15 protein-coding genes are annotated in these 18,276 nt (G+C 61.2%); 5 read left to right on the top strand and 10 right to left on the bottom strand.

Annotated features, from left to right (window positions below):
- Nucleotides 1–85: 85 nt before the first annotated feature.
- A complete protein-coding gene (locus tag AWR36_RS11180; RefSeq protein WP_067084814.1) occupies nucleotides 86–1,261 on the bottom strand; it encodes a class I SAM-dependent rRNA methyltransferase in 1,176 nt (391 codons plus the stop codon).
- 240 nt (nucleotides 1,262–1,501) lie between these two features.
- Between AWR36_RS11180 and AWR36_RS11175 the strand changes: the two genes are divergently transcribed.
- On the top strand, nucleotides 1,502–1,879 hold the full coding sequence (locus tag AWR36_RS11175) for a hypothetical protein (protein WP_067084812.1): 378 nt from the start codon (nucleotides 1,502–1,504) through the stop codon (nucleotides 1,877–1,879).
- 595 nt (nucleotides 1,880–2,474) lie between these two features.
- Nucleotides 2,475–4,346, top strand: coding sequence for a serine hydrolase domain-containing protein (locus AWR36_RS11170; protein ID WP_067084809.1), 1,872 nt, complete (start codon nucleotides 2,475–2,477; stop codon nucleotides 4,344–4,346).
- A 277-nt stretch (nucleotides 4,347–4,623) separates the two neighbouring features.
- On the opposite strand, the gene gmhB is transcribed toward AWR36_RS11170, so the two are convergent.
- From gmhB to glyQ, 3 genes are read right to left on the bottom strand one after another with little or no spacing between them, the layout of a single operon-like run.
- A complete protein-coding gene (gene gmhB / locus AWR36_RS11165; RefSeq protein ID WP_067084806.1) occupies nucleotides 4,624–5,172 on the bottom strand; it encodes a D-glycero-beta-D-manno-heptose 1,7-bisphosphate 7-phosphatase in 549 nt (182 codons plus the stop codon).
- Nucleotides 5,173–5,178: 6 nt separating this feature from the next.
- Entirely contained in the window at nucleotides 5,179–7,260 is a 2,082-nt protein-coding gene (gene glyS / locus AWR36_RS11160) for a glycine--tRNA ligase subunit beta (RefSeq protein ID WP_067084804.1), read from the bottom strand.
- Nucleotides 7,260–8,228, bottom strand: coding sequence for a glycine--tRNA ligase subunit alpha (gene glyQ, locus AWR36_RS11155; RefSeq protein ID WP_096866646.1), 969 nt, complete (start codon nucleotides 8,226–8,228; stop codon nucleotides 7,260–7,262). Before glyQ ends, glyS begins: the two co-directional genes overlap by 1 nt.
- A 167-nt stretch (nucleotides 8,229–8,395) precedes the next feature.
- Here glyQ and AWR36_RS11150 point away from each other — a divergent pair, with 167 nt between their 5' ends.
- Nucleotides 8,396–9,283 carry a lysophospholipid acyltransferase family protein gene (locus AWR36_RS11150; RefSeq protein WP_067084801.1) on the top strand — a complete coding sequence of 296 codons (888 nt, stop codon included), beginning with the start codon at nucleotides 8,396–8,398 and terminating at the stop codon, nucleotides 9,281–9,283.
- A 37-nt stretch (nucleotides 9,284–9,320) separates the two neighbouring features.
- On the opposite strand, the gene AWR36_RS11145 is transcribed toward AWR36_RS11150, so the two are convergent.
- Complete coding sequence (locus AWR36_RS11145; protein WP_176491131.1) at nucleotides 9,321–10,556, bottom strand: NupC/NupG family nucleoside CNT transporter; 1,236 nt, start codon at nucleotides 10,554–10,556, stop codon at nucleotides 9,321–9,323.
- Nucleotides 10,557–10,597: 41 nt separating this feature from the next.
- Here AWR36_RS11145 and AWR36_RS11140 point away from each other — a divergent pair, with 41 nt between their 5' ends.
- On the top strand, nucleotides 10,598–11,209 hold the full coding sequence (locus AWR36_RS11140; RefSeq protein WP_082679555.1) for a CDP-alcohol phosphatidyltransferase family protein: 612 nt from the start codon (nucleotides 10,598–10,600) through the stop codon (nucleotides 11,207–11,209).
- A 25-nt stretch (nucleotides 11,210–11,234) separates the two neighbouring features.
- Here the strand turns inward: AWR36_RS11140 and AWR36_RS11135 are convergent, their stop codons facing one another.
- From AWR36_RS11135 to def, 5 genes are all read right to left on the bottom strand, one after another.
- The gene (locus AWR36_RS11135; RefSeq protein WP_067084794.1) at nucleotides 11,235–12,686 is read right to left on the bottom strand and encodes a TrkH family potassium uptake protein; all 1,452 of its coding nucleotides are present in this window, start codon (nucleotides 12,684–12,686) and stop codon (nucleotides 11,235–11,237) included.
- A gap of 20 nt (nucleotides 12,687–12,706) precedes the next feature.
- Nucleotides 12,707–14,092: a Trk system potassium transporter TrkA gene (trkA, locus tag AWR36_RS11130; RefSeq protein WP_067084792.1), complete on the bottom strand. Its 1,386-nt coding sequence runs from the start codon at nucleotides 14,090–14,092 to the stop codon at nucleotides 12,707–12,709.
- A gap of 43 nt (nucleotides 14,093–14,135) precedes the next feature.
- Entirely contained in the window at nucleotides 14,136–15,452 is a 1,317-nt protein-coding gene (gene rsmB, locus AWR36_RS11125; RefSeq protein ID WP_067085030.1) for a 16S rRNA (cytosine(967)-C(5))-methyltransferase RsmB, read from the bottom strand.
- A gap of 23 nt (nucleotides 15,453–15,475) precedes the next feature.
- The gene (fmt, locus tag AWR36_RS11120) at nucleotides 15,476–16,441 is read right to left on the bottom strand and encodes a methionyl-tRNA formyltransferase (RefSeq protein ID WP_067084790.1); all 966 of its coding nucleotides are present in this window, start codon (nucleotides 16,439–16,441) and stop codon (nucleotides 15,476–15,478) included.
- 75 nt (nucleotides 16,442–16,516) lie between these two features.
- Complete coding sequence (def, locus tag AWR36_RS11115) at nucleotides 16,517–17,023, bottom strand: peptide deformylase (protein ID WP_067084788.1); 507 nt, start codon at nucleotides 17,021–17,023, stop codon at nucleotides 16,517–16,519.
- 184 nt (nucleotides 17,024–17,207) lie between these two features.
- Here def and AWR36_RS11110 point away from each other — a divergent pair, with 184 nt between their 5' ends.
- On the top strand, nucleotides 17,208–18,275 hold the full coding sequence (locus AWR36_RS11110) for a LysM peptidoglycan-binding domain-containing protein (protein ID WP_067084785.1): 1,068 nt from the start codon (nucleotides 17,208–17,210) through the stop codon (nucleotides 18,273–18,275).
- The last annotated feature ends 1 nt before the right edge of the window (nucleotide 18,276 follow it).

Genomic DNA, 18,276 nt, shown 5'->3' with positions numbered 1-18,276 from the left:
GCCATCAGAGGCATCATCGTAAAAAACGAAAAAGCCGCGGTCACTCCGCGGCTTTTTTGTGTCCGCTGTCCCGTCCCCAATACGCTCAACGGAGATGCACGAAGTGCGCCTTCAGATAGCGGGTCTCGGGAATCGCCGGATGCACCGGGTGGTCCGCACCCTGATAGCCGCTGGCCAGGATGGCGGCGGTGCGATCCAGTTTGCGCGATGCCCCGCGCACACATTCCAACAGTTCTTCCGCGGCCAGGTGCATGGAGCAGGAGGCACTGACCAGCAGGCCGTCCCGGGCCAGCAACCGCATCGCCAGTTCGTTGATATGGCGATAGGCAGCAAGTCCGGCTTTGTGATCCTTGCGCCGTTTGATAAACGCGGGCGGGTCCAGCACCACCACATCAAATCGCTCGCCAGCGGCCACCATTTCCTTCAATACGTCGAGCGCCTTGCCACGAACGGTGTGCAGGCGATCCCCGGCTTTGTTGTACTCCCCGTTGAGGCGGCACCAATCCAGTGCCTGCTGGGAGGCATCGACACAAGTGGCATCCAGTGCACCATGGGCCAGTGCCTGTACGCCCCAGCCTCCGGCATAGGAGAAAAGATCCAGCACACGCTTGCCGTCGACCCAGCGATTGAGCAGGGCGCGGTTTTCCCGGTGATCGTAGAACCAACCGGTTTTTTGTCCACTATGAACCGGCGCGAGCAGGGATACTCCGTTTTCCTCGAAGGGAGCCATCTCGGGAACATTCCCTTTTACCACTTGGTTGACCAGTGGCATATCCTCCATTGTCCGGCCCTGGTGGTCATTGCGCAGCAGAATGCCGGTGGGTTGTATCAGCGCATCGAGGATCTCGACCACGTCGGGCAGGAGCTGCTCCATCCCCCAGTTGCTCACCTGCACAACCAGGATGTCGCCAAAACGGTCCACCACCAGCCCAGGGAGCCAGTCGGAATCGCCGTAAACCAGTCGGTAACTGGAGTGGGGAAAATAACGTTCCCGCATCGCCAGTGCCTGGCGTAGCCGCTCCTCGAGCAGGGGCCGGTCCAGTGGACCGCGGCGGGAAACCAGCCGTGCGCATATCAGTTGGCCGGGATTTACAAATGCAGTGCCGAGCTGCTTGCCCTGGCTGTCGGAGATCATGCACTGGCTGCCCGGCTCGATGCCTTTCAGCGGGCTACGCCCGGTGTCCATTTCGTTGCTGTAAATCCACAGATGTCCACGTTTCAGGCGCCGCTCGGCACCGCGATTCAAGATAAGTTCTTTCACAGCTGGGGCTCCTGAAAAAGGCCTGGGCTTTGGTACCCGCCAGGTTGGGGGGCAATTGTGCTCGCACTCCCCCAGAGGTCAAGCAGCATCGGCACCTATCCGGTGGAAGTTTCTTAGATGCCTCTTACTTCATCGTAGGCGGCACTGAGCGGTGCATTCACCGCTCCACCAATTGCCGTCCGTGCTGTGACGACCCTATAACCGGAGGCAATGACCAGCGCAAGTCAGAGGTCTTTTTTCATGATTCGTTTATTTAAGGCTTCCGTGCCATCGATGTTGCTACTGGTGCTCATGTTTTCGGTGGCGCAAACGCAGGCCCAGGAAGTCGAAGGGGAGGACCCGGCCCTGAACCCGGCCCTGAAAAAGGCGGGCAATCTGGCTCTGCGGATTACCGCCGATTATGTCGGTGTTCCGCAAGACCGGCTTCGACTGCAATCGGTGGAGCCAGTGCAGTGGGAAGACAGTAGTCTCGGTTGCCCAAAACCCGGGCGCCGTTATCTTCCCGCAGTGATCGATGGCTATAAAGCGGTGGTATCCCATGGCAGTCGCCAGTACGACGTGCATATAGCCGACGGAAGGGGCGCTGTCTGCGAAGGGGTTTTGCGCAAAGGGCCGTGAGACACCCCGTCTGTCGTTGGGAACTCCATATCCGACCAGGAGAATTGGAAGCGGCGGGGTGGCTTTAGAGAGCCCGAGTTAGGCAAGCGGCCTGCTCGGCTGCACGCACCGCCACCCTCTGCAAGTAGGCAATCGAACTATGTCGATGGGAGCCGTGCCAGAAAATCGGTAGCGTCGAAAAGATAGTGGTCGGGAAGGTTCTATTTCTTGGCAACTGACCCCGATGTCGCTGAGCCTCTCTGCAACAGACCGCCGCGCCGGCTACGGCATGTCAGGAGGGTGCGCCTACCTGGAGCCGGTATGGTAAAGAGCAGTGATGGCTTGATCTGGACTGTATGGGTCTGCCATCACTTCGTAAAGGTGATGCTCCGCGTGCGCTTGATGCGTTGTCGGGTCGAAACCGGCGCCAGCCTGTTACTACAGGATCGAATGCGTCCATGCCCTTCGCCTTCTCATTGTGATAACAATACATACACGGTGGCCCGGAGAAGCGCCATCGAACCCGCTATTGAAGCTTCATGATGAAATCCAGGGTGGCGTGGGCACTGAGGCATACAGGAAGCCAGCCAAGAAAAAGAACAGGGGGGCTCAGGAAATGTTTCGATTTCTCGGCTTGATCACCGCGTGCTGTGGATTTCTGTTCACTAGCACCTTATCTGTTGCCACTGAACCGCGGGCGACAATCACAACCCTGAGTGAGCTGAAAGCGGCTATTGAAGACACGATGGTGAAGCATGAGGTGCCTGCGGTCGGCATTGCCATGGTGGATGAGACAGGTCCGGTCTGGGTGGGATCGTTGGGTAAGGCTGATATCGCCACCGGCACCGTTGCCGATGCATCGACCATGTACCGTATCGGCTCGATCTCGAAAATGTTTGTATCTCTGTCCGTATTAAAGCTCGTAGAGGAGGGGCGGCTGTCACTGGACGATAAGTTGTCGGATTTGGCACCCGAGATCTTTTACGATAATCCCTGGGAGGACACTGACCCGATCCGCATGGTGCACCTGCTCGAGCACACAACGGGCTGGGACGATAACCACCTGCCGCAATTTGCCCTCAGCGACCCCACCATCAGCCTCAAGGATGGCTTGGACTACCACCCACATTCGCGCAGTTCGCGTTGGAAACCCGGTACACGCATGGCCTATTGCAACGCGGGTCCACCGTTGGCCGCCTACATCGTGCAAAAGATTACCGGCCAGAATTTTGAGGAGTACGTGGCGGACCAGTTCTTCCGCCCGCTGGGAATGAACACCGTTACCTATCGCCTCAATGACGATGTCATGCAGCACGGTGTCTCGTTGTATGCGAATGACCAACGCCTGAGCTACCAGCACATCTCCCTGCGGCCCTCTGGTGCTATCAATATATCCCCTGAGGATATGGCGAAGTTTGTAGCATTTTTTGTCAATCGGGGTCGTGGTGAAGGGAGAGCACTGTTGTCGCCGGCTTCACTGGCGCGCATGGAACGCAGCACTAGCACCAGTGGCGCCAAGGCCGGGTTGGAGCTGGGTTACGGTCTGAGTAATTATTCCTCCATCTACAAGCACTGGGTTTACCGGGAGCACCGGGGTGCCGTCAATGGCGCGAGGAGCACATTGGCTTACCTGCCGGAGGCGAACGCCGGCCATGCGATCATGATCAATGCAGGGAATTATGCCGCGCTGCGCGAAATAAGCCAGTTAGTGCGCGCCTACGAGACACGGGACCTGACACCGCCATCTCTGGAACCCCGGAATACCCTGGCCCTGGAGTCCACAACAATTGAGGGCTTCTACATGCCGATCAATCCCCGCCGGGAGGTCACTCACTTTATCCAGCGTGTCGTCGGCATCGAGTCGATCCGGTTAGACGGGAACCGCCTTGCCCGCGAGCCGCTGCTGGGTGGCGTGCCAGAATACTACTACCCCCTGTCTGAAAATCTGTTCCGGCCGGATGGCATCTCCCAAGCTGGCCTTGTGATCACCAGTGATCCTCTGGCCGGTGACATCATCCAGGCAGACTCCCTTACCTATCAGCCCGTAAGTGCCGCCGCTGCCTTTAGCCTGCTGGGCACAGGGGGAGCATGGTTGCTGTACATCGCAAGTTCCCTGCTGTTTTTCCCCATCTGGGGGGTTCGGCGGTTGCGCGGGAATATATCCGCGGGGCTGCCGACGCGTGTGCGCGTGTGGCCCCTGCTGAGCAGTATCTGCATTGTGACAACGGTACTGTTGTTCAGATTTGCGGCCAGCAGCAACCCGATTGACGTATTGGCAAGACCCAGCCTCATCGCTGTCGCCATCATGGTTGCCACAGCACTGTTCGCGGTATTTTCTGTAGTGGGACTTTATGCGGCCTATCGTGCACGCAGCAGCGAGATGAACCAAGTGGCATACTGGCACTCCGCGCTCGGTGCGTTGCTGCACGGCACAGTAATGGTCTATCTGCTGTATTACGGTGTGATTGGTTTACGGACCTGGGCTTGATCCGGGTTGGAGGCCAATCAGTTTGGTGAGCTCCAGGCGATCATCATCGAGGTTGTCTGAAGAGCAGCGTGGCCGCATTCAGCTGAGGCGAAGCGATTGATAAAAGCCGGGAAACAGCCGGTTGGGCGGACTCGCTGCGCAAGGATCGTCAACAGAAGAGGCGGGTCTTTCGCTCTGGTATGGCTTCGCTCCAGGCAATCGTCACAGATACTGTGCGGCGAGCCCCCCGGCGCTACGCTACGTTGCAGGCGGTGAAGTAAACCCGCAGGATCAGCGTCTAGCGCAAGACATATTGTGAAAAGTTGTCCAGGTCCGTAAAAACTTCGGTCTGCGCCAGCTCCGCGTCAGGATGAGTCAGTAGCTGCTGCAGGGTGTCCTCGCCACATCCCGTGCGCACCAGCACCGGTTTGCAGCCCTTTGCCACGGCAGCGTGCAGGTCACGCGTGCGGTCACCGACGAAATAGCAGTCGTGGAGGCTGGTATTAAACTCCGCCTCGATGGCATCGAGCATGCCGGTGGCAGGTTTGCGACAGCGACAGCCGTCGTCATCGTCGTGGGGACAATAAAATATTGCCGCGACTTCTCCGCCGGCATCCTCTACCAGAGCCCGCAGTTTGGCATGCATGGCCTCGAGTTCATCGAGGTCAAACCAGCCGCGGGCCAGACCGGGCTGGTTGGTGGCAATCACCAGCTGGTAGCCCGCCTGGCTCAAAGCGGCAATGGCCTCAATGCTGCCCGGCAGTGGTTCCCACGCATCGGCGGAGGTAACGCCCCCCGCCGGCTCGCTATTGATGACCCCATCCCGGTCCAGCACGATCAAGGACATGGCGGCTTACTTGGCCGGTGCCAGCAGGGAGATGTCGGCGACTTCCAGGAACAGCGCCCGCAGCTGTGCCAGCAGGGCCAGGCGGTTGTTGCGCAGCGCCTCGTCATCCGTCATGACCATGACGTGGTCGAAGAAATTGTCGACGGTTTCCCGCATGCCGGCGAGTCCCGCAAGGCCCTCGGTGTAGCGGCGCTCCGCATAGATCGGCGCGACCTGGGCACGGGCATCTTCCACTGCCGCATAAAGCGCTTTTTCAGCGTCCTCCTGGAGCAGGCCTTCATCCACTTTACTGGGCACCGGGCCTTCCAGCTTGGCGAGAATGTTGGATACCCGCTTGTTGGCAGCAGCCAGCGCCTGGGCCTCGGCCAGTTGGCTGAACGCATAAACCGCCTGCACACGGTTGTCGATATCCAACGGCTGGGACAGTTTGCGCGCCGCCACCGCCATAAATACCTCGGCGGGAACACCCTGGTCCTCGTAGCGGGCGCGGAAACGCTCCAGTACATAGGCGAGAGTCTGGTCCACCACGGTGTTGTATTCGCCCAGTGCGGTCCGCGGGAACTGGTCGCGGGCCAGTTCCAGCAGTTGGCGCAGATCCAGATCCAGGTTTTTTTCCACCAGCAGGCGGATGATACCGAGGCTGGCGCGGCGCAGGGCAAACGGATCGCGGGAGCCACTGGGCGGCTGGCCGATACCGAAGATACCCACCAGGGTATCCAGACGGTCGGCAAGTGCGGTTACGGTGCCGATATCGCTTTTCGGCAATTCGTCACCGGCAAACTTCGGCATGTACTGCTCGTACATGGCCCTGGCGACATCCAGGGGCTCGCCGTCGTTCTCGGCGTAGTAGTAGCCGGCGATACCCTGCATGTCGGCAAATTCGAACACCATTTCAGTGACCAGGTCGGATTTGCACAGGCTGGCAGCGCGTTCCGCCTCGGTCTCGTTGGCACCGATCAGCCTGGCGATGGCGGGTGCCAGGCGTGCGAGACGCTCGGTCTTGTCGTATACGGTGCCCAGCTTCTGCTGGAAGATCACCTGCTTCAGTTTTTCCCGGCGGGCCTCGAGGCTGGTCTTCTTGTCGGTTTCAAAGAAGAAGGCGGCATCGGACAGGCGCGGGCGGATAACCCGCTCGTTGCCGTGAATCACCTGTGCGGCGTCCTGGCTTTCGATATTGGCCACTGTGATAAAGAAGGGCAGCAGCTGGCCATCGCCATCCACAACGTGGAAATATTTCTGGTGTTCCTTCATGGAAGAAATCAGCGCTTCCGCCGGCACCTCGAGGAAGCGTTCCTCGAAGCGACCGGTCAGGGCCACCGGCCATTCCACCAGAGCGGTGACTTCGTCCAGCAGGTCCTCGTCGATGACCGCTTCACCGTTGACGTTATGGGCCTCGGCGGTAACCTGGTCGCGGATCATCTCGCGGCGCTCGGCGAAATCGGCGACTACATAGCCGGGCTCACGCAGTTGCTGCACGTAGTCCTGGGCGGAGTGGATCTCCAGTTCGCGGTTGCAGTGGAAGCGGTGACCGCGGGTGGTGTTGCCGGCCTTGAGGCCAAGTACTTCGCCGTCCACAACCCGGTTGCCGAACAGCATCAGCAGCCAGTGCACCGGGCGCACGAATTCCTCCCGACGGGCACCCCAGCGCATGCGCTTCGGAATGGGCAGATGAGCCAGCGACTTTTCGACGATACCCGGCAGCAGAGTCTCAGTTTCTGCACCCTGCTGCTCGCTGACAAACGCCAGGCGCTCGCCCTTGTCGGTGTCCTTGCGGGAAAGCTCTTCCACGGTCACACCGTTACTGCGGGCAAAACCCTCGGCAGCCTTGGTGGCTTTGCCGTCTTTGTCGAACGCAGCCTTGACCGCTGGTCCTAATTTTTCGATCTGTTTGTCTTGCTGCTTTTCCGCGAGGCCGGAAACGGCCACCGCCAGACGCCGCGGTGCCGCGTACGCCTTGAGGCTGCCGTACTCCAGTTCGGCGGCCTGCAGGCCGGAGGCGATCCCTTCGGCAAATGCTTCCATCAGGGTGTGCAGCGCTTTTGGCGGCAGTTCCTCGGTGCCCAGCTCTACCAGAAAATCCTGCGCCATTACTGCTTCTCCTCTTGCTTGGCTTCGGCTTCAACCTGTTCCGCCAGAATGTCGGCCTTGAGTTCTTCCGCTGCCAGGGGGAAGCCCAGGGCGCGGCGCGCATCGTAATAGGCCTGCGCTACGGCGCGGGCAAGACTGCGCACGCGCAGGATGTAGCGCTGGCGCTCGGTCACGGAGATGGCATGGCGGGCATCCAGCAGGTTGAAGGCGTGGGAAGCTTTCATCACCTGTTCGTAAGCCGGCAGCGGCAGGCCCAGTTCGATCAGCCGCTGGCTCTCGCGCTCACAGTGATCGAAGGTGTTGAACAGGAACTCCACGTCCGCGTGTTCGAAGTTGTAGTGGGACATTTCCACTTCGTTCTGGTGGAAGACGTCGCCGTAGGTGACCGGGCTGCCGTCCGGGTTACGGGTCCAGATCAGGTCGTAGATAGACTCCACTCCCTGCAGGTACATGGCGATTCGCTCGAGGCCATAGGTAATCTCACCGGTGACGGGGAAGCATTCGAGGCCGCCTACCTGCTGGAAATAAGTGAACTGGGTGACCTCCATACCGTTCAGCCATACTTCCCAGCCAAGACCCCAGGCGCCAAGGGTTGGGGACTCCCAGTTATCCTCGACGAAGCGGATATCGTGCACGGCCGGATCGACGCCCATGGCGCGCAGGCTGTCCAGGTACAGCTCCTGGATATTGTCCGGGGAAGGTTTCAGCACCACCTGGTACTGGTAATAGTGTTGCAGCCGGTTGGGGTTCTCACCGTAGCGACCATCTGTGGGGCGGCGGCAGGGCTGGACATAGGCGGCGTTCCAGGTCTCCGGGCCGATGGCGCGCAGGAAGGTGGCCGGGTGGAAGGTGCCGGCGCCCACTTCCATATCCAGAGGCTGTAGAATGACGCACCCCTGGCGCGCCCAATAATCCTGCAGGGCAAAAATCAGGCCCTGGAAGGTGCTGAGGTCGTATTGCTTGGACACCGCTATCTCCGGCTTTGATGTGTTCGGTCTGCCGCGCCTCTGGGCGCGGGCAAAGGGACGCAATTATAGCGGTAGCGGGTTACGCACTAAAGGCGCCTCCGGGGTGAATCGGCCGGGAATCCGCGCGCAGGTCAGTTGTCGCGCACATTTGGATAGGAAGTTTGGCATTGGATATCAAAGGGGCGCTGGCTGCCGGCGCACTGAAACTGGTGGGAAAACTGCCGCTGCGCTGGGCACGCCGCCTTGGCGCGACCTTCGGCTGGCTGGCGGTACTGTTCCGCGGTGAGAGCCTGCGGGTGACGCGTATCAACCTGAATCTGTGTTATCCCGGTATGGATCCGGCGGCGCGGGAGCGGCTGGCCCGGCGCAGTGTGGTTCATACCGCCATCACCGGCTTCGAGGTGGCGACGCTGTGGCGCCAGCCCTGGAGCCGCAGCGAGGACCTGATCATGCGGGTCCGCAACCAGCAGCTGCTGACCGACGGCGTCGACGAGGGCCAGGGGGTGCTGGTGCTGATGCCCCATACCGGCAACTGGGAAATCTTCGGCATGTACCTGGCCACCCTGGGCCCGTCCACGGCACTCTACGCGCCACCGAAGATTGCCGCGCTGGACCCGATTATCCGTGCGGGCCGCGAGGCCACCGGCACGCAGATGGTGCCCACCAACGTGCACGGGGTGCGCGCTCTGCTCAAGTCGCTGAAAAACGGCGATATCGTGATGGTGCTGCCGGATCAGGAGCCGGATACCTCCGGCGGCGATTTCGCGCCCTTCTTTGGCAAGCCGGCCCTGACCATGACCCTGGCCCACAACCTGCTGAAGCGCACCCGGGCCCGCTGTGTGTTCGGCTTCGGCCAGCGTGTTGAGGGCGGCTTCGAGCTGGTGTTCCTGCCCGCCGAGCAGGCCATTTACAGTGACGAGCAGAAAGTTTCCCTGGCTGCCATGAATCGCGGCGTCGAGGCCTGCATCGCCGAGGCGCCGGAGCAGTACCAGTGGGAGTACAAGCGCTTCCGCCGCGGCCCCGAGGGCAAAACCCGACTCTACGCCCGGGGCTGAAGCGCGCCCCGGCGGCGCCTCCGGCCGGGACCGCGGGTCAAAATCCCTGCAGCAGTCCCACCACCGTTCCCGTCATGCAGGTCGCCAGCAAACCGGCGAACAGGGCCCGGGTGGCCAGGTAGGCCACCTCCGCCGTGCGCCCGGGCACGATGGTGGAAATGGTGCCCACCACCAGCCCCAGGCTGGCAAAGTTGGCAAAACCGCAGATGGCGTAAACCAGAATCAGGTTGCTGTGGCTGGACATGGCCTCCGGGCCCAGCTCCGCCATCTTCTGGTAGGCCACGAACTCATTGAAAATCAGCTTGATGCTCATCAACTCGGCCGCCTGCGGAATATCTGCACTGTCCACGCCCATCAGCCATACCACCGGGTGGAACAGGATGGAGGCCAGGTATTCCAGGCTGATCCGCTCACCGAAAACGGCGCCGAGCAGGGCATTTACCAGGTAGATCAGTGCAAATAGCACCACGATCATGCCAATAATGTTGAGCAGCAGCTTCACCCCGTCTTCGGTGCCGCGTACCAGCGCATCGAGGGTGCTCTGGGCCTCGCTCTGTACGGTGGGCACGTGATGTTCGAGCCGGTCCGATGGGGGCACCCACATCTGGGCAAACAGCACGGCTGCCGGCATGCTGATCAGGGAGGCCACCAGGATATGCCCCGCCGGGTTGGCGACGATGTTTTCCAGCTGGCTGGCATAGAGCACCATGACGGTACCCGCTACCGTGGACATGGCGGCGGTGATCAGCAGGAACAGGGTCGAGCGCGACATTGACTGGAAGTAGGGCCGCACCAGCAGGGGCGCCTCGACAATGCCAAAGAATACGCTGGACGCCACACTGAAGGTTTGCAGGCCGTCGAGGCGCAGGGCTTTTTGCAGCAGAAATCCCAGGCCGCCGATGACCTTCTGCAATACTCCCCAGTAGAAGAGAATCGCGGACAGGGCGCTCATCACCAGTACAATGGGCAGCACCTGGAAGGCGATGATAAAGGGGCTGCCCGGACCATCCGCCACAAATGGGAGATCCGCGCCGCCCAGATAACCGAACATATAGCTGCTGCCTGCCAGCGCCGCCTGTTCCAGTGTCTTAACTGCGCTGTTGAGTCCCAGCAGCGCGCTCTGCACCCAGGTTACCCGGAGCATGATCCAGGCGACGGCGAACTGGAGTAACAGGCAGGCGAGGGTCATCCGCGGCGAGATCGCCCGGCGGTTTTCACTCAAAAGGATGGGGATGGCGGTAAATACCAGGATACCCAGAAGGCCTTGCCACATGAAAAACATTCCCCCTGCGCCAGGCGACGCGAATAAAAAAGATGACTGAAAACCCAGCCCCATCAATCTGGCGCTACTTGCCCAACGCGCTCTCTACCCTGCGCATTTTGCTGATCCCGTTGATCATCTGGCTGTCGCTGACCGAGCGGGCCGAGGAAGCACTGGCGGCCTTTATCATTGGTGCCCTGACAGACTTTCTCGACGGACAGCTGGCGCGGCGCTTTCACTGGCACAGCCAGGTGGGTGCCTTGCTGGATCCAGTGGCGGATAAATTGTTCGTGCTGTGTCTGATGCCTTTGGTCTGGCACCTGAGCTCCGTGTTGACACTGTTCGTGTGGCTGGTGGTGATTCGCTACGCACTGCAACTCAGTGTCTTCCCGGTACTGATGGGTTGGCTCAAGCGCCCGTTCAAGGTGGCGCCAAAACTGGTGCCCAAGTTTGCCACGGCGGTGGCCTTTCTGGTGCTGGGGCTCGGCTTCGCCCAGCAGGTGGCAATGGAGTGGACCCCACATTACGCTCCCAGTGGCAATTTCTTCGGCCAGTCCATCATGGCCGTCAGTGCCATCGGGTGCCTGCTGGAAACCTGGGTGCTGGTGACCTTCCTGCCGCGCTATTTCCAGATTATCGTCGGTACGCACGACACCTTCGAATAAGGTGGACCCTGACTTTCTGTGTGGCTCAGTGGCGCCAGAAGGCCGGCGTCAGCAGTACCAGCAGGGTGAAGATCTCCAGGCGCCCCATCAGCATGGCGAGAATCAAAAACCACTTGGCAAATTCATTGACCGAACCATAGTGCGCTGCCGCGTCACCCAGTGCCGGGCCGATATTACTCAGGCAGGAGGCGACGGTGGAAAAAGACGTAACGAAATTTTCCCCGGTGGCCATCACGATAATCGTGAGCACAAAAAACGACAGAATATAAACGGCAAAAAAACCCCACACCGCATCCGTTACCCGCTCCGGCACGATCTTGCCATTGACCTTGATTGGCACCACTGCATTAGCGTGTACCAGCCGGTTCAGCTCCCGCATACCGGACTTCATGATCAACATGCCGCGGACGGCCTTGATGCCGCCGCAGGTGGAGCCGGCGCAGGCACCGAGAATACCCAGCATCAACAGCACGTAGGGCAGAAAAGCCGGCCAGGCGGAAAAGTTCTCCGAGGCAAAGCCGGCGGTGGTGCCGATGGACACGACCTGAAAAACCCCGTGCAGAAAACTGCTGCCGGCCCCGAAAATGCCCTGGCTCCACAGGTACAGGCTGATCAGTACTGCGGCCACAATGGTCAGGGTCACCCAGAAGCGGAATTCGGAGTCTTTCCAGTAGTGGGACAGGGTGCGGTTGCGGAAGGCGAAGAAATGCAGGCCGAAATTGATCGCCGCGGTGAACATGAACACGATACAGATGGTCATGATGGCGTGATTGTTGGCGTAAAAGCCCATGCTGGCATCGTGGGTCGAGAAGCCGCCGTTGGCCACCGTGGAAAAGGCGTGGCCGACGGCATCGAAGACCGTCATGCCCGCCCACCAGTAGCCCACCCCACAGAGCACTGTGAGGATGATGTAGATCACGAACAGCGCCCGGGCCGTCTCCGCGATGCGCGGGGTCAGCTTGGTATCCTTTACAGGACCGGGTGTCTCGGCCTTGTATAGCTGCATGCCGCCGATACCCAGCATCGGCAGGATGGCGAGAGCGATCACGATCACGCCGATACCGCCAAACCACTGCAGCTGCTGGCGGTAATAGAGGATCGCGGGCGGCAGGCTATCCAGACCGGTAATCACCGTTGCGCCGGTGGTGGTGAGCCCGGAGATGGACTCAAAAATGGAATCGGTAATGCTGAGGTCCGGTTGCGGGCTGATGATCAGCGGCAGTGAACCGAAGCTGCCAAGTACGAGCCAGAACAGGGATGTCACGACGAAACCATCTCGGGTGCGCAGGTCCTGGCGCAGGTCGTGCACCGGCAGCCACATGAAGAGTCCGGTTACCAGCGTGATCACGAAGGCGGCGGAAAAGGCGGAGTGGGTGCCATCGTCATACCAGAGTGACACGCCGATAGGGGGCAGCAGCGTCAGGCTGAACACTGTCAGAAGTATTCCGAAAATTCGCGCAATTACTGCTATCCGCATCGGCGCAAGTCAGCCTGTTGTCAGAAGAAACTGAAGCCCACCTGGAACAGCTGCTCCACGTGGCGGGTGTGGCGGCGGTCCACCAGGAATACGATGACGTGGTCATCCGTCTGGACCACGACATCGTCGTGGGCGATGAGCACTTCGCTGCCGTGCTCTGTCTCGCGCACGATGGCGCCGATGGCAGCACCTTCGGGCAGGTCGATATCCTCGATTTTGCGCCCCACCACCTTGGAAGTGCGCTGGTCACCGTGAGCGATGACCTCGATGGCCTCCGCTGCGCCGCGGCGCAGGGAGTGCACATTCACCATATCGCCCCGGCGCACATGGGTGAGCAGGCTGCCGATGGTGTTCTGCTGCGGCGAGATGGCGATATCGATTTCACCGCCCTGCACCAGGTCCACGTAGGCGCGGTTGTTGATCAGTGTCATTACCTTGCGTGCACCCAGGCGCTTGGCCAGCAGCGACGACATGATGTTGGCTTCATCATCGTTGGTCAGGGCCAGGAAGACATCCGTGTCTTCAATATTCTCTTCCAGCAGCAGGTCCTGATCCGAGGCGCTGCCGTGCAGAATGATGGAGTTGGATAATTCCTCGGAGAGAAAGATACAGCGCTCGTGGCTCTGTTCGATGATCTTCACCGAGTAACGGTTTTCCAGCTTGTGCGCCAGCCGCAGGCCGATATTGCCCCCGCCGGCAATCGTGACGCGCTTGTAGCCCTGCTCGAGGCGGCGCAGCTCACTCATCACTGCGCGAATATCGGCGCGGGCGGCGATAAAAAACACTTCGTCACCGGCCTCAATAACGGTGTCGCCCTGGGGAATGATGGGGCTGTTGCGCCGGTAGATGGCGGCCACACGGGTATCCACCTTGGGCATATGCTGGCGCAGGTAGCGCAGCTGGTGGCCCACCAGCGGGCCACCCTGTACGGCGCGCACAGCCACCAGCTGTACACGGCCATCGGCGAAATCCAGCACCTGCAGGGCGCCGGGGTTTTCCATCAGGCGGGCGATATATTCCGATACCAGCTGTTCCGGGCTGATCAGCACGTCGATGGGAATGGCACCGGGATCAAACAGTTGTGGGTATTGCAGGTAGGAGGCGGCGCGCACCCGGGCGATCTTGGTTGGCACCCGAAACAGGGAGTGCGCGATCTGGCAGGCGGCCATGTTGGTCTCGTCGTTGTTGGTGACCGCCACCAGGATGTCGGCGTCCTCGATACCGGCTTCCAGCATGATATCCGGATGGGAGGCGTGACCGACGACCACGCCAATATCGATGCGGTCGCGCAACTCGCGTAACGTTTTCTCGTCACTGTCGATCAGGATGATGTCGTTGCGCTCCGAGGCGAGGCTTTCCGCGAGGGACCCGCCCACCTGGCCAGCGCCAAGAATGACAATTTTCATAGCTGAAAACAGCCGCCTTTATTATTTTGCCGCGGGCGTCAGCCTACGACTTCTGTAGCAGAGCGTAGTAAAAACCGTCACCGGCTTCCGGCCGGGGAAACAGCTGCCTTCCGGCTGGTTGGGCTACGCCCCACTCCCTGCCACACAGCAATTGCGGAGTATTGTCGCGCGCATCCGGGGTATCCGCAATGAAGCGCGCGACCACCTCAGTGTTTTCCGTGGGCAGGATTGAACAGGTTGCATACAGCAGGGTGCCGCCGGGCTTGAGTAATTGCCACTGGGCGCGCAGCAGGCGTGCCTGCAACTCCGCCAGGGCGGTAATGTCTTCGGCACGGCGCAGCAGCTTGATATCCGGGTTGCGCCGAATCACGCCGGTGGCCGAACAGGGGGCATCGAGCAGGATACGATCGAAGGGCTTACCATCCCACCAGGCTTCGGTCTCGCCGGCATCGGCACAGATGAGTTCCGCCTCGAACTCACCCCGGTCCAGGTTTTCAATGACGCGGTCGAGGCGCTCCTCGTCGATATCCAGTGCACTGAGGTGGATGCCAGGGGCCTGTTCCAGCAGGTGCGCGGTTTTGCCGCCGGGAGCGGCACAGGCATCCAGCACCCGTTCGCCCTCACCGGGTGCCAGCAGCAGCGCCGCCAGCTGGGCGGATTCATCCTGCACACTGATCTGCCCCTCGGCAAAACCGGGCAGGGACTCCACCGGGCAGGGGGAATCCAGGGTGATGCCAACGGGAGAGATCTCGCAGGCTGCGGCGTCGATACCCGCCTGCTGCAGCACCGCCAGGTAGTCATCCCGGCTCTGGTGTCGCGTGTTCACCCGCAATGTCATCGGCGGATTGGTGTTGTTGGCCCGGAAAATCCCGGCCGCCCCCGCGCCCCAGGCACCCTTGATGGCCTGTTGCAGCCACGCCGGGTGCATGGAGCTGAACTGGGGGTTACCGGACAGCTTGCGCTGCAGCGTCTCCTGGTTGCGCAGCGCATTGCGCAGCACACCATTGATGACGCCGGTGGCGCGATCGAGACCGAGACTGCGGGCGGCGTTAACGGTGGCGGAGATCGATGCGTGATCGGGAATGCGGGTGAATTCCAGCTGATACAGCCCCAGGAGTATCAGCGCGCGTACCTCGATATCCGCTGGCGGCTTGCGCAGCAGCTTGTCAGCCAGCAACTGCAGGCGCGGCGCCGTGCGGGCGCTGCCGTAACAAAGCTCCCGCAACAGGGGGCGGTCCCGTTCGGAGACACTTCTTTCCGCCGCGGGCAGCAGGCGCGCCAGTGAACCGCGGGACTGCAGCAGCTCCGCCAGTACCCGGGCGGCGGCGGCGCGCACATCAGTGCGGGATTGGTCATTCATGGAGGCTGAATTTTTCATGGGAATCAGGATTGACCCAGTCTGGTGCCGGGTGCCAGGAGTTGCGCGTGCCCCCGCAGCAGCTCGTCCGCGGACAGGGCTTTCTTACCCGGTAACTGCAACTGCTGCAGGCGCAGGGCTTCGCGTCCGCAGGCCACCAGGATGCCCTCGGCATCCGCACCGATAATGGTGCCGGGCTCATCGCTGTGGCAGCCGCGTTCCAGCTGCGCGCGGTAGATACGCAGACGTTGTTCACCCTTGTCATCCGCAACGGTCGTCCAGCACACCGGGAAGGGGTTGAACGCGCGAATGGTGCGCTCAATCTCCACCGCCGGGCGCTGCCAGTCGATGCGCGCTTCCTCTTTGCTGATCTTGGCTGCGTAATTGGCGCTGCTGTCGTCCTGGGGCTGGGGCGATGCGCTCCCCGCTGACAGCTGTTGCAGCGCCTCGAGCAGCGCCGGGCCGCCCAGTTGCGCGAGCTTGTCGTGCAGGCTGCCACCGGTCTCCCCGGCGCTGATAGGGCAGCGCCGCTCCACCAGCACCGGACCGGTGTCCAGGCCCGCCTCCATCTGCATGATGGCAACACCGCTTTCCGGGTCGCCCGCCTCGATGGCCCGCTGGATCGGCGCCGCACCACGCCAGCGCGGAAGCAGCGAGGCGTGCACGTTCACACAGCCAAGACGTGGAATATCCAGCACCGCCTGCGGCAGGATCAGACCGTAGGCAACCACCACCATGATGTCCGCCCCCAGCGCCTGCAGCTCGGACTGTGCGTCGGCATCCCGCAGGCTCTGCGGCTGGTAAACAGACAGGTCGTGTTGCAGGGCCAGTTCCTTGACCGGGCTTGCCAGTAGTTTCTTGCCGCGGCCGGCGGGCCGGTCGGGCTGGGTGTAAACGGCAATAACGCGATGTTCGCTGTCCAGCAGGGCCTGCAGGTGTGCAGCGGCAAAGTCCGGCGTGCCTGCGAAAACAATTTTCAGTGGCTCAGACATGGTTCTCTTATAAACGCAGACCGCCGGTGGTGGCCGGCGGTCTGATGGTCGGAAATCGGGTGGGGAGCTGCCCTGTCAGGCGCGCTGGCGGTGGGCTTTTTCCAGCTTGGAGCGAATGCGGTTGCGCTTCAGCGGGGAAATGTAGTCCACGAACAGCTTGCCATTCAGGTGGTCCACTTCGTGCTGGATGCAGACGGCCAGCAGGCCCTCCGCCTCGATAGCGAAGGGCTCACCCTCGCGGTCGAGCGCTTTTACACGCACGCGGCGAGGACGCTCCACCGTCTCATAAAAGCCGGGTACGGACAGGCAACCCTCGTCGTACTGGTGGTGCTCCTCTTCGAGCACCTCAATTTCCGGGTTGATGAACACCAGTGGTTCACTCTGGTCCTCGGAAACGTCGATGACCACGATGCGTTTGTGCACATTGATCTGTGTGGCGGCGAGACCCACACCTGGCGCGTCGTACATGGTCTCGAACATGTCATCCACCAGGGTGCGCAGCTCGTCGGTGACCTTGTCGACGGGCCTGGCAACCTCGCGAAGACGTGGATCGGGAAATTCTAGGATCTCAAGCTTGGCCATAACACCTGTGACAAACTTCTAGTAATCGTGGAACTTGCGCTGATAACATAATGATCGCGCTCGATATTTGCCGCAGGGAGCCCTTTATCTGCCGGTCTCGCGCCGGTGCTCTTCGGGTCTCCCGCCACTCTGGCCGTGGCCCGGCGCTGTGAATTATAGCGATAAAGAGCATAGGAATGCTTCCATGAGAAAAATTATTCTGGTCGCCGCGCTCCTCCTGGCGGCCATTGGCCTTCACGCGCAGGACGACGTTCGCCTCAACCCCGACTATCCCGATGTCTACGTTGTCCAGAAGGGCGACACCCTCTGGGATATTTCCGGGCGCTTCCTGACCCAGCCCTGGTACTGGCCCGAGATCTGGCAGGTAAACCCCCAGGTGGAGAACCCGCACCTGATTTACCCGGGCGATCGCCTGCGCCTGGTTTACGTGGCGGGGCAGCCGCAGCTGCAGCTGGAACGCGGCCCCCAGGCTTACAAACTCTCTCCGGTGGCTGATGCCAGCCGCCTGTCGCCGCAGGTGCGCCGCGAGGCCATCGATGACGCCATCCCGGCGCTGCCGCTGGATGCCATCAATGCGTTCCTGTCCCGCACCCGTATCGTCGCGCCGAACGCTTTCGAGGGAACGCCCTACGTGGTGTCCGGTGCAGACCAGCGCATCCTGATGGGCGCCGGTGAGAAGCTCTACGCCCGCGGCGACTTCCGCGATCCGCTGGCTTCCTACGGCATCTACCGTCCGGGCGACCTGTACACCGATCCTTACACCGGTGAGGTGTTGGGTATGCAGGCCCTGGATGTGGGCAACGTGGACCTCTACCAGCTGGATCCGGATCGCCGCCAGGATTTCTCCATCGCCACCATGCATATCACCCGTACCTCCCGGGAGATTCGCCTTGAGGATCGGTTGCTGCCGGCCGAAGAGCGCGCCATCGAAGCCTTCTTCCAGCCCAGCGCTCCCAGCGTGATGGTCGAGGGTGTGATCATGGGTGTCGAGGAAGGTGTGACCCAGATCGGCAAGTTCGATGTGGTGGCGATCAATCGCGGCCTGCGCGAGGGCATCGCCCCGGGCAATATCCTCGCCATCTACAAGCGTGGCGCCACTGTGCGCGATCGTATCGAGCGCGACGAGGTGAAGCTGCCTGACGAGCGCGCCGGAGTGATGATGGTATTCCGCACCTTTGAGAAAATGAGCCTGGCGCTGGTGATGGAAGCAGACCGTCCGCTGGAAGTCATGGACCTGGTGCGTAATCCCTGAT

The organism is Microbulbifer flavimaris, assembly GCF_001641755.2.
GTDB classification, from domain to species: domain Bacteria; phylum Pseudomonadota; class Gammaproteobacteria; order Pseudomonadales; family Cellvibrionaceae; genus Microbulbifer; species Microbulbifer flavimaris.
This window is presented reverse-complemented; position numbering and strand designations above follow the sequence as displayed.

Excerpts from the sequence above, each read along its gene's own strand:
- AWR36_RS11175 (WP_067084812.1), top strand. The coding sequence starts at position 1,502 with ATGATTCGTTTATTTAAGGCTTCCGTGCCATCGATGTTGCTACTGGTG.
- AWR36_RS11170 (WP_067084809.1), top strand. The coding sequence starts at position 2,475 with ATGTTTCGATTTCTCGGCTTGATCACCGCGTGCTGTGGATTTCTGTTC.
- gmhB (WP_067084806.1), bottom strand. The coding sequence starts at position 5,172 with ATGTCCTTGATCGTGCTGGACCGGGATGGGGTCATCAATAGCGAGCCG.
- glyS (WP_067084804.1), bottom strand. The coding sequence starts at position 7,260 with ATGGCGCAGGATTTTCTGGTAGAGCTGGGCACCGAGGAACTGCCGCCA.
- AWR36_RS11145 (WP_176491131.1), bottom strand. The coding sequence starts at position 10,556 with ATGTGGCAAGGCCTTCTGGGTATCCTGGTATTTACCGCCATCCCCATC.
- AWR36_RS11140 (WP_082679555.1), top strand. The coding sequence starts at position 10,598 with ATGACTGAAAACCCAGCCCCATCAATCTGGCGCTACTTGCCCAACGCG.
- AWR36_RS11135 (WP_067084794.1), bottom strand. The coding sequence starts at position 12,686 with ATGCGGATAGCAGTAATTGCGCGAATTTTCGGAATACTTCTGACAGTG.
- trkA (WP_067084792.1), bottom strand. The coding sequence starts at position 14,092 with ATGAAAATTGTCATTCTTGGCGCTGGCCAGGTGGGCGGGTCCCTCGCG.
- rsmB (WP_067085030.1), bottom strand. The coding sequence starts at position 15,452 with ATGAATGACCAATCCCGCACTGATGTGCGCGCCGCCGCCGCCCGGGTA.
- fmt (WP_067084790.1), bottom strand. The coding sequence starts at position 16,441 with ATGTCTGAGCCACTGAAAATTGTTTTCGCAGGCACGCCGGACTTTGCC.
- def (WP_067084788.1), bottom strand. The coding sequence starts at position 17,023 with ATGGCCAAGCTTGAGATCCTAGAATTTCCCGATCCACGTCTTCGCGAG.
- AWR36_RS11110 (WP_067084785.1), top strand. The coding sequence starts at position 17,208 with ATGAGAAAAATTATTCTGGTCGCCGCGCTCCTCCTGGCGGCCATTGGC.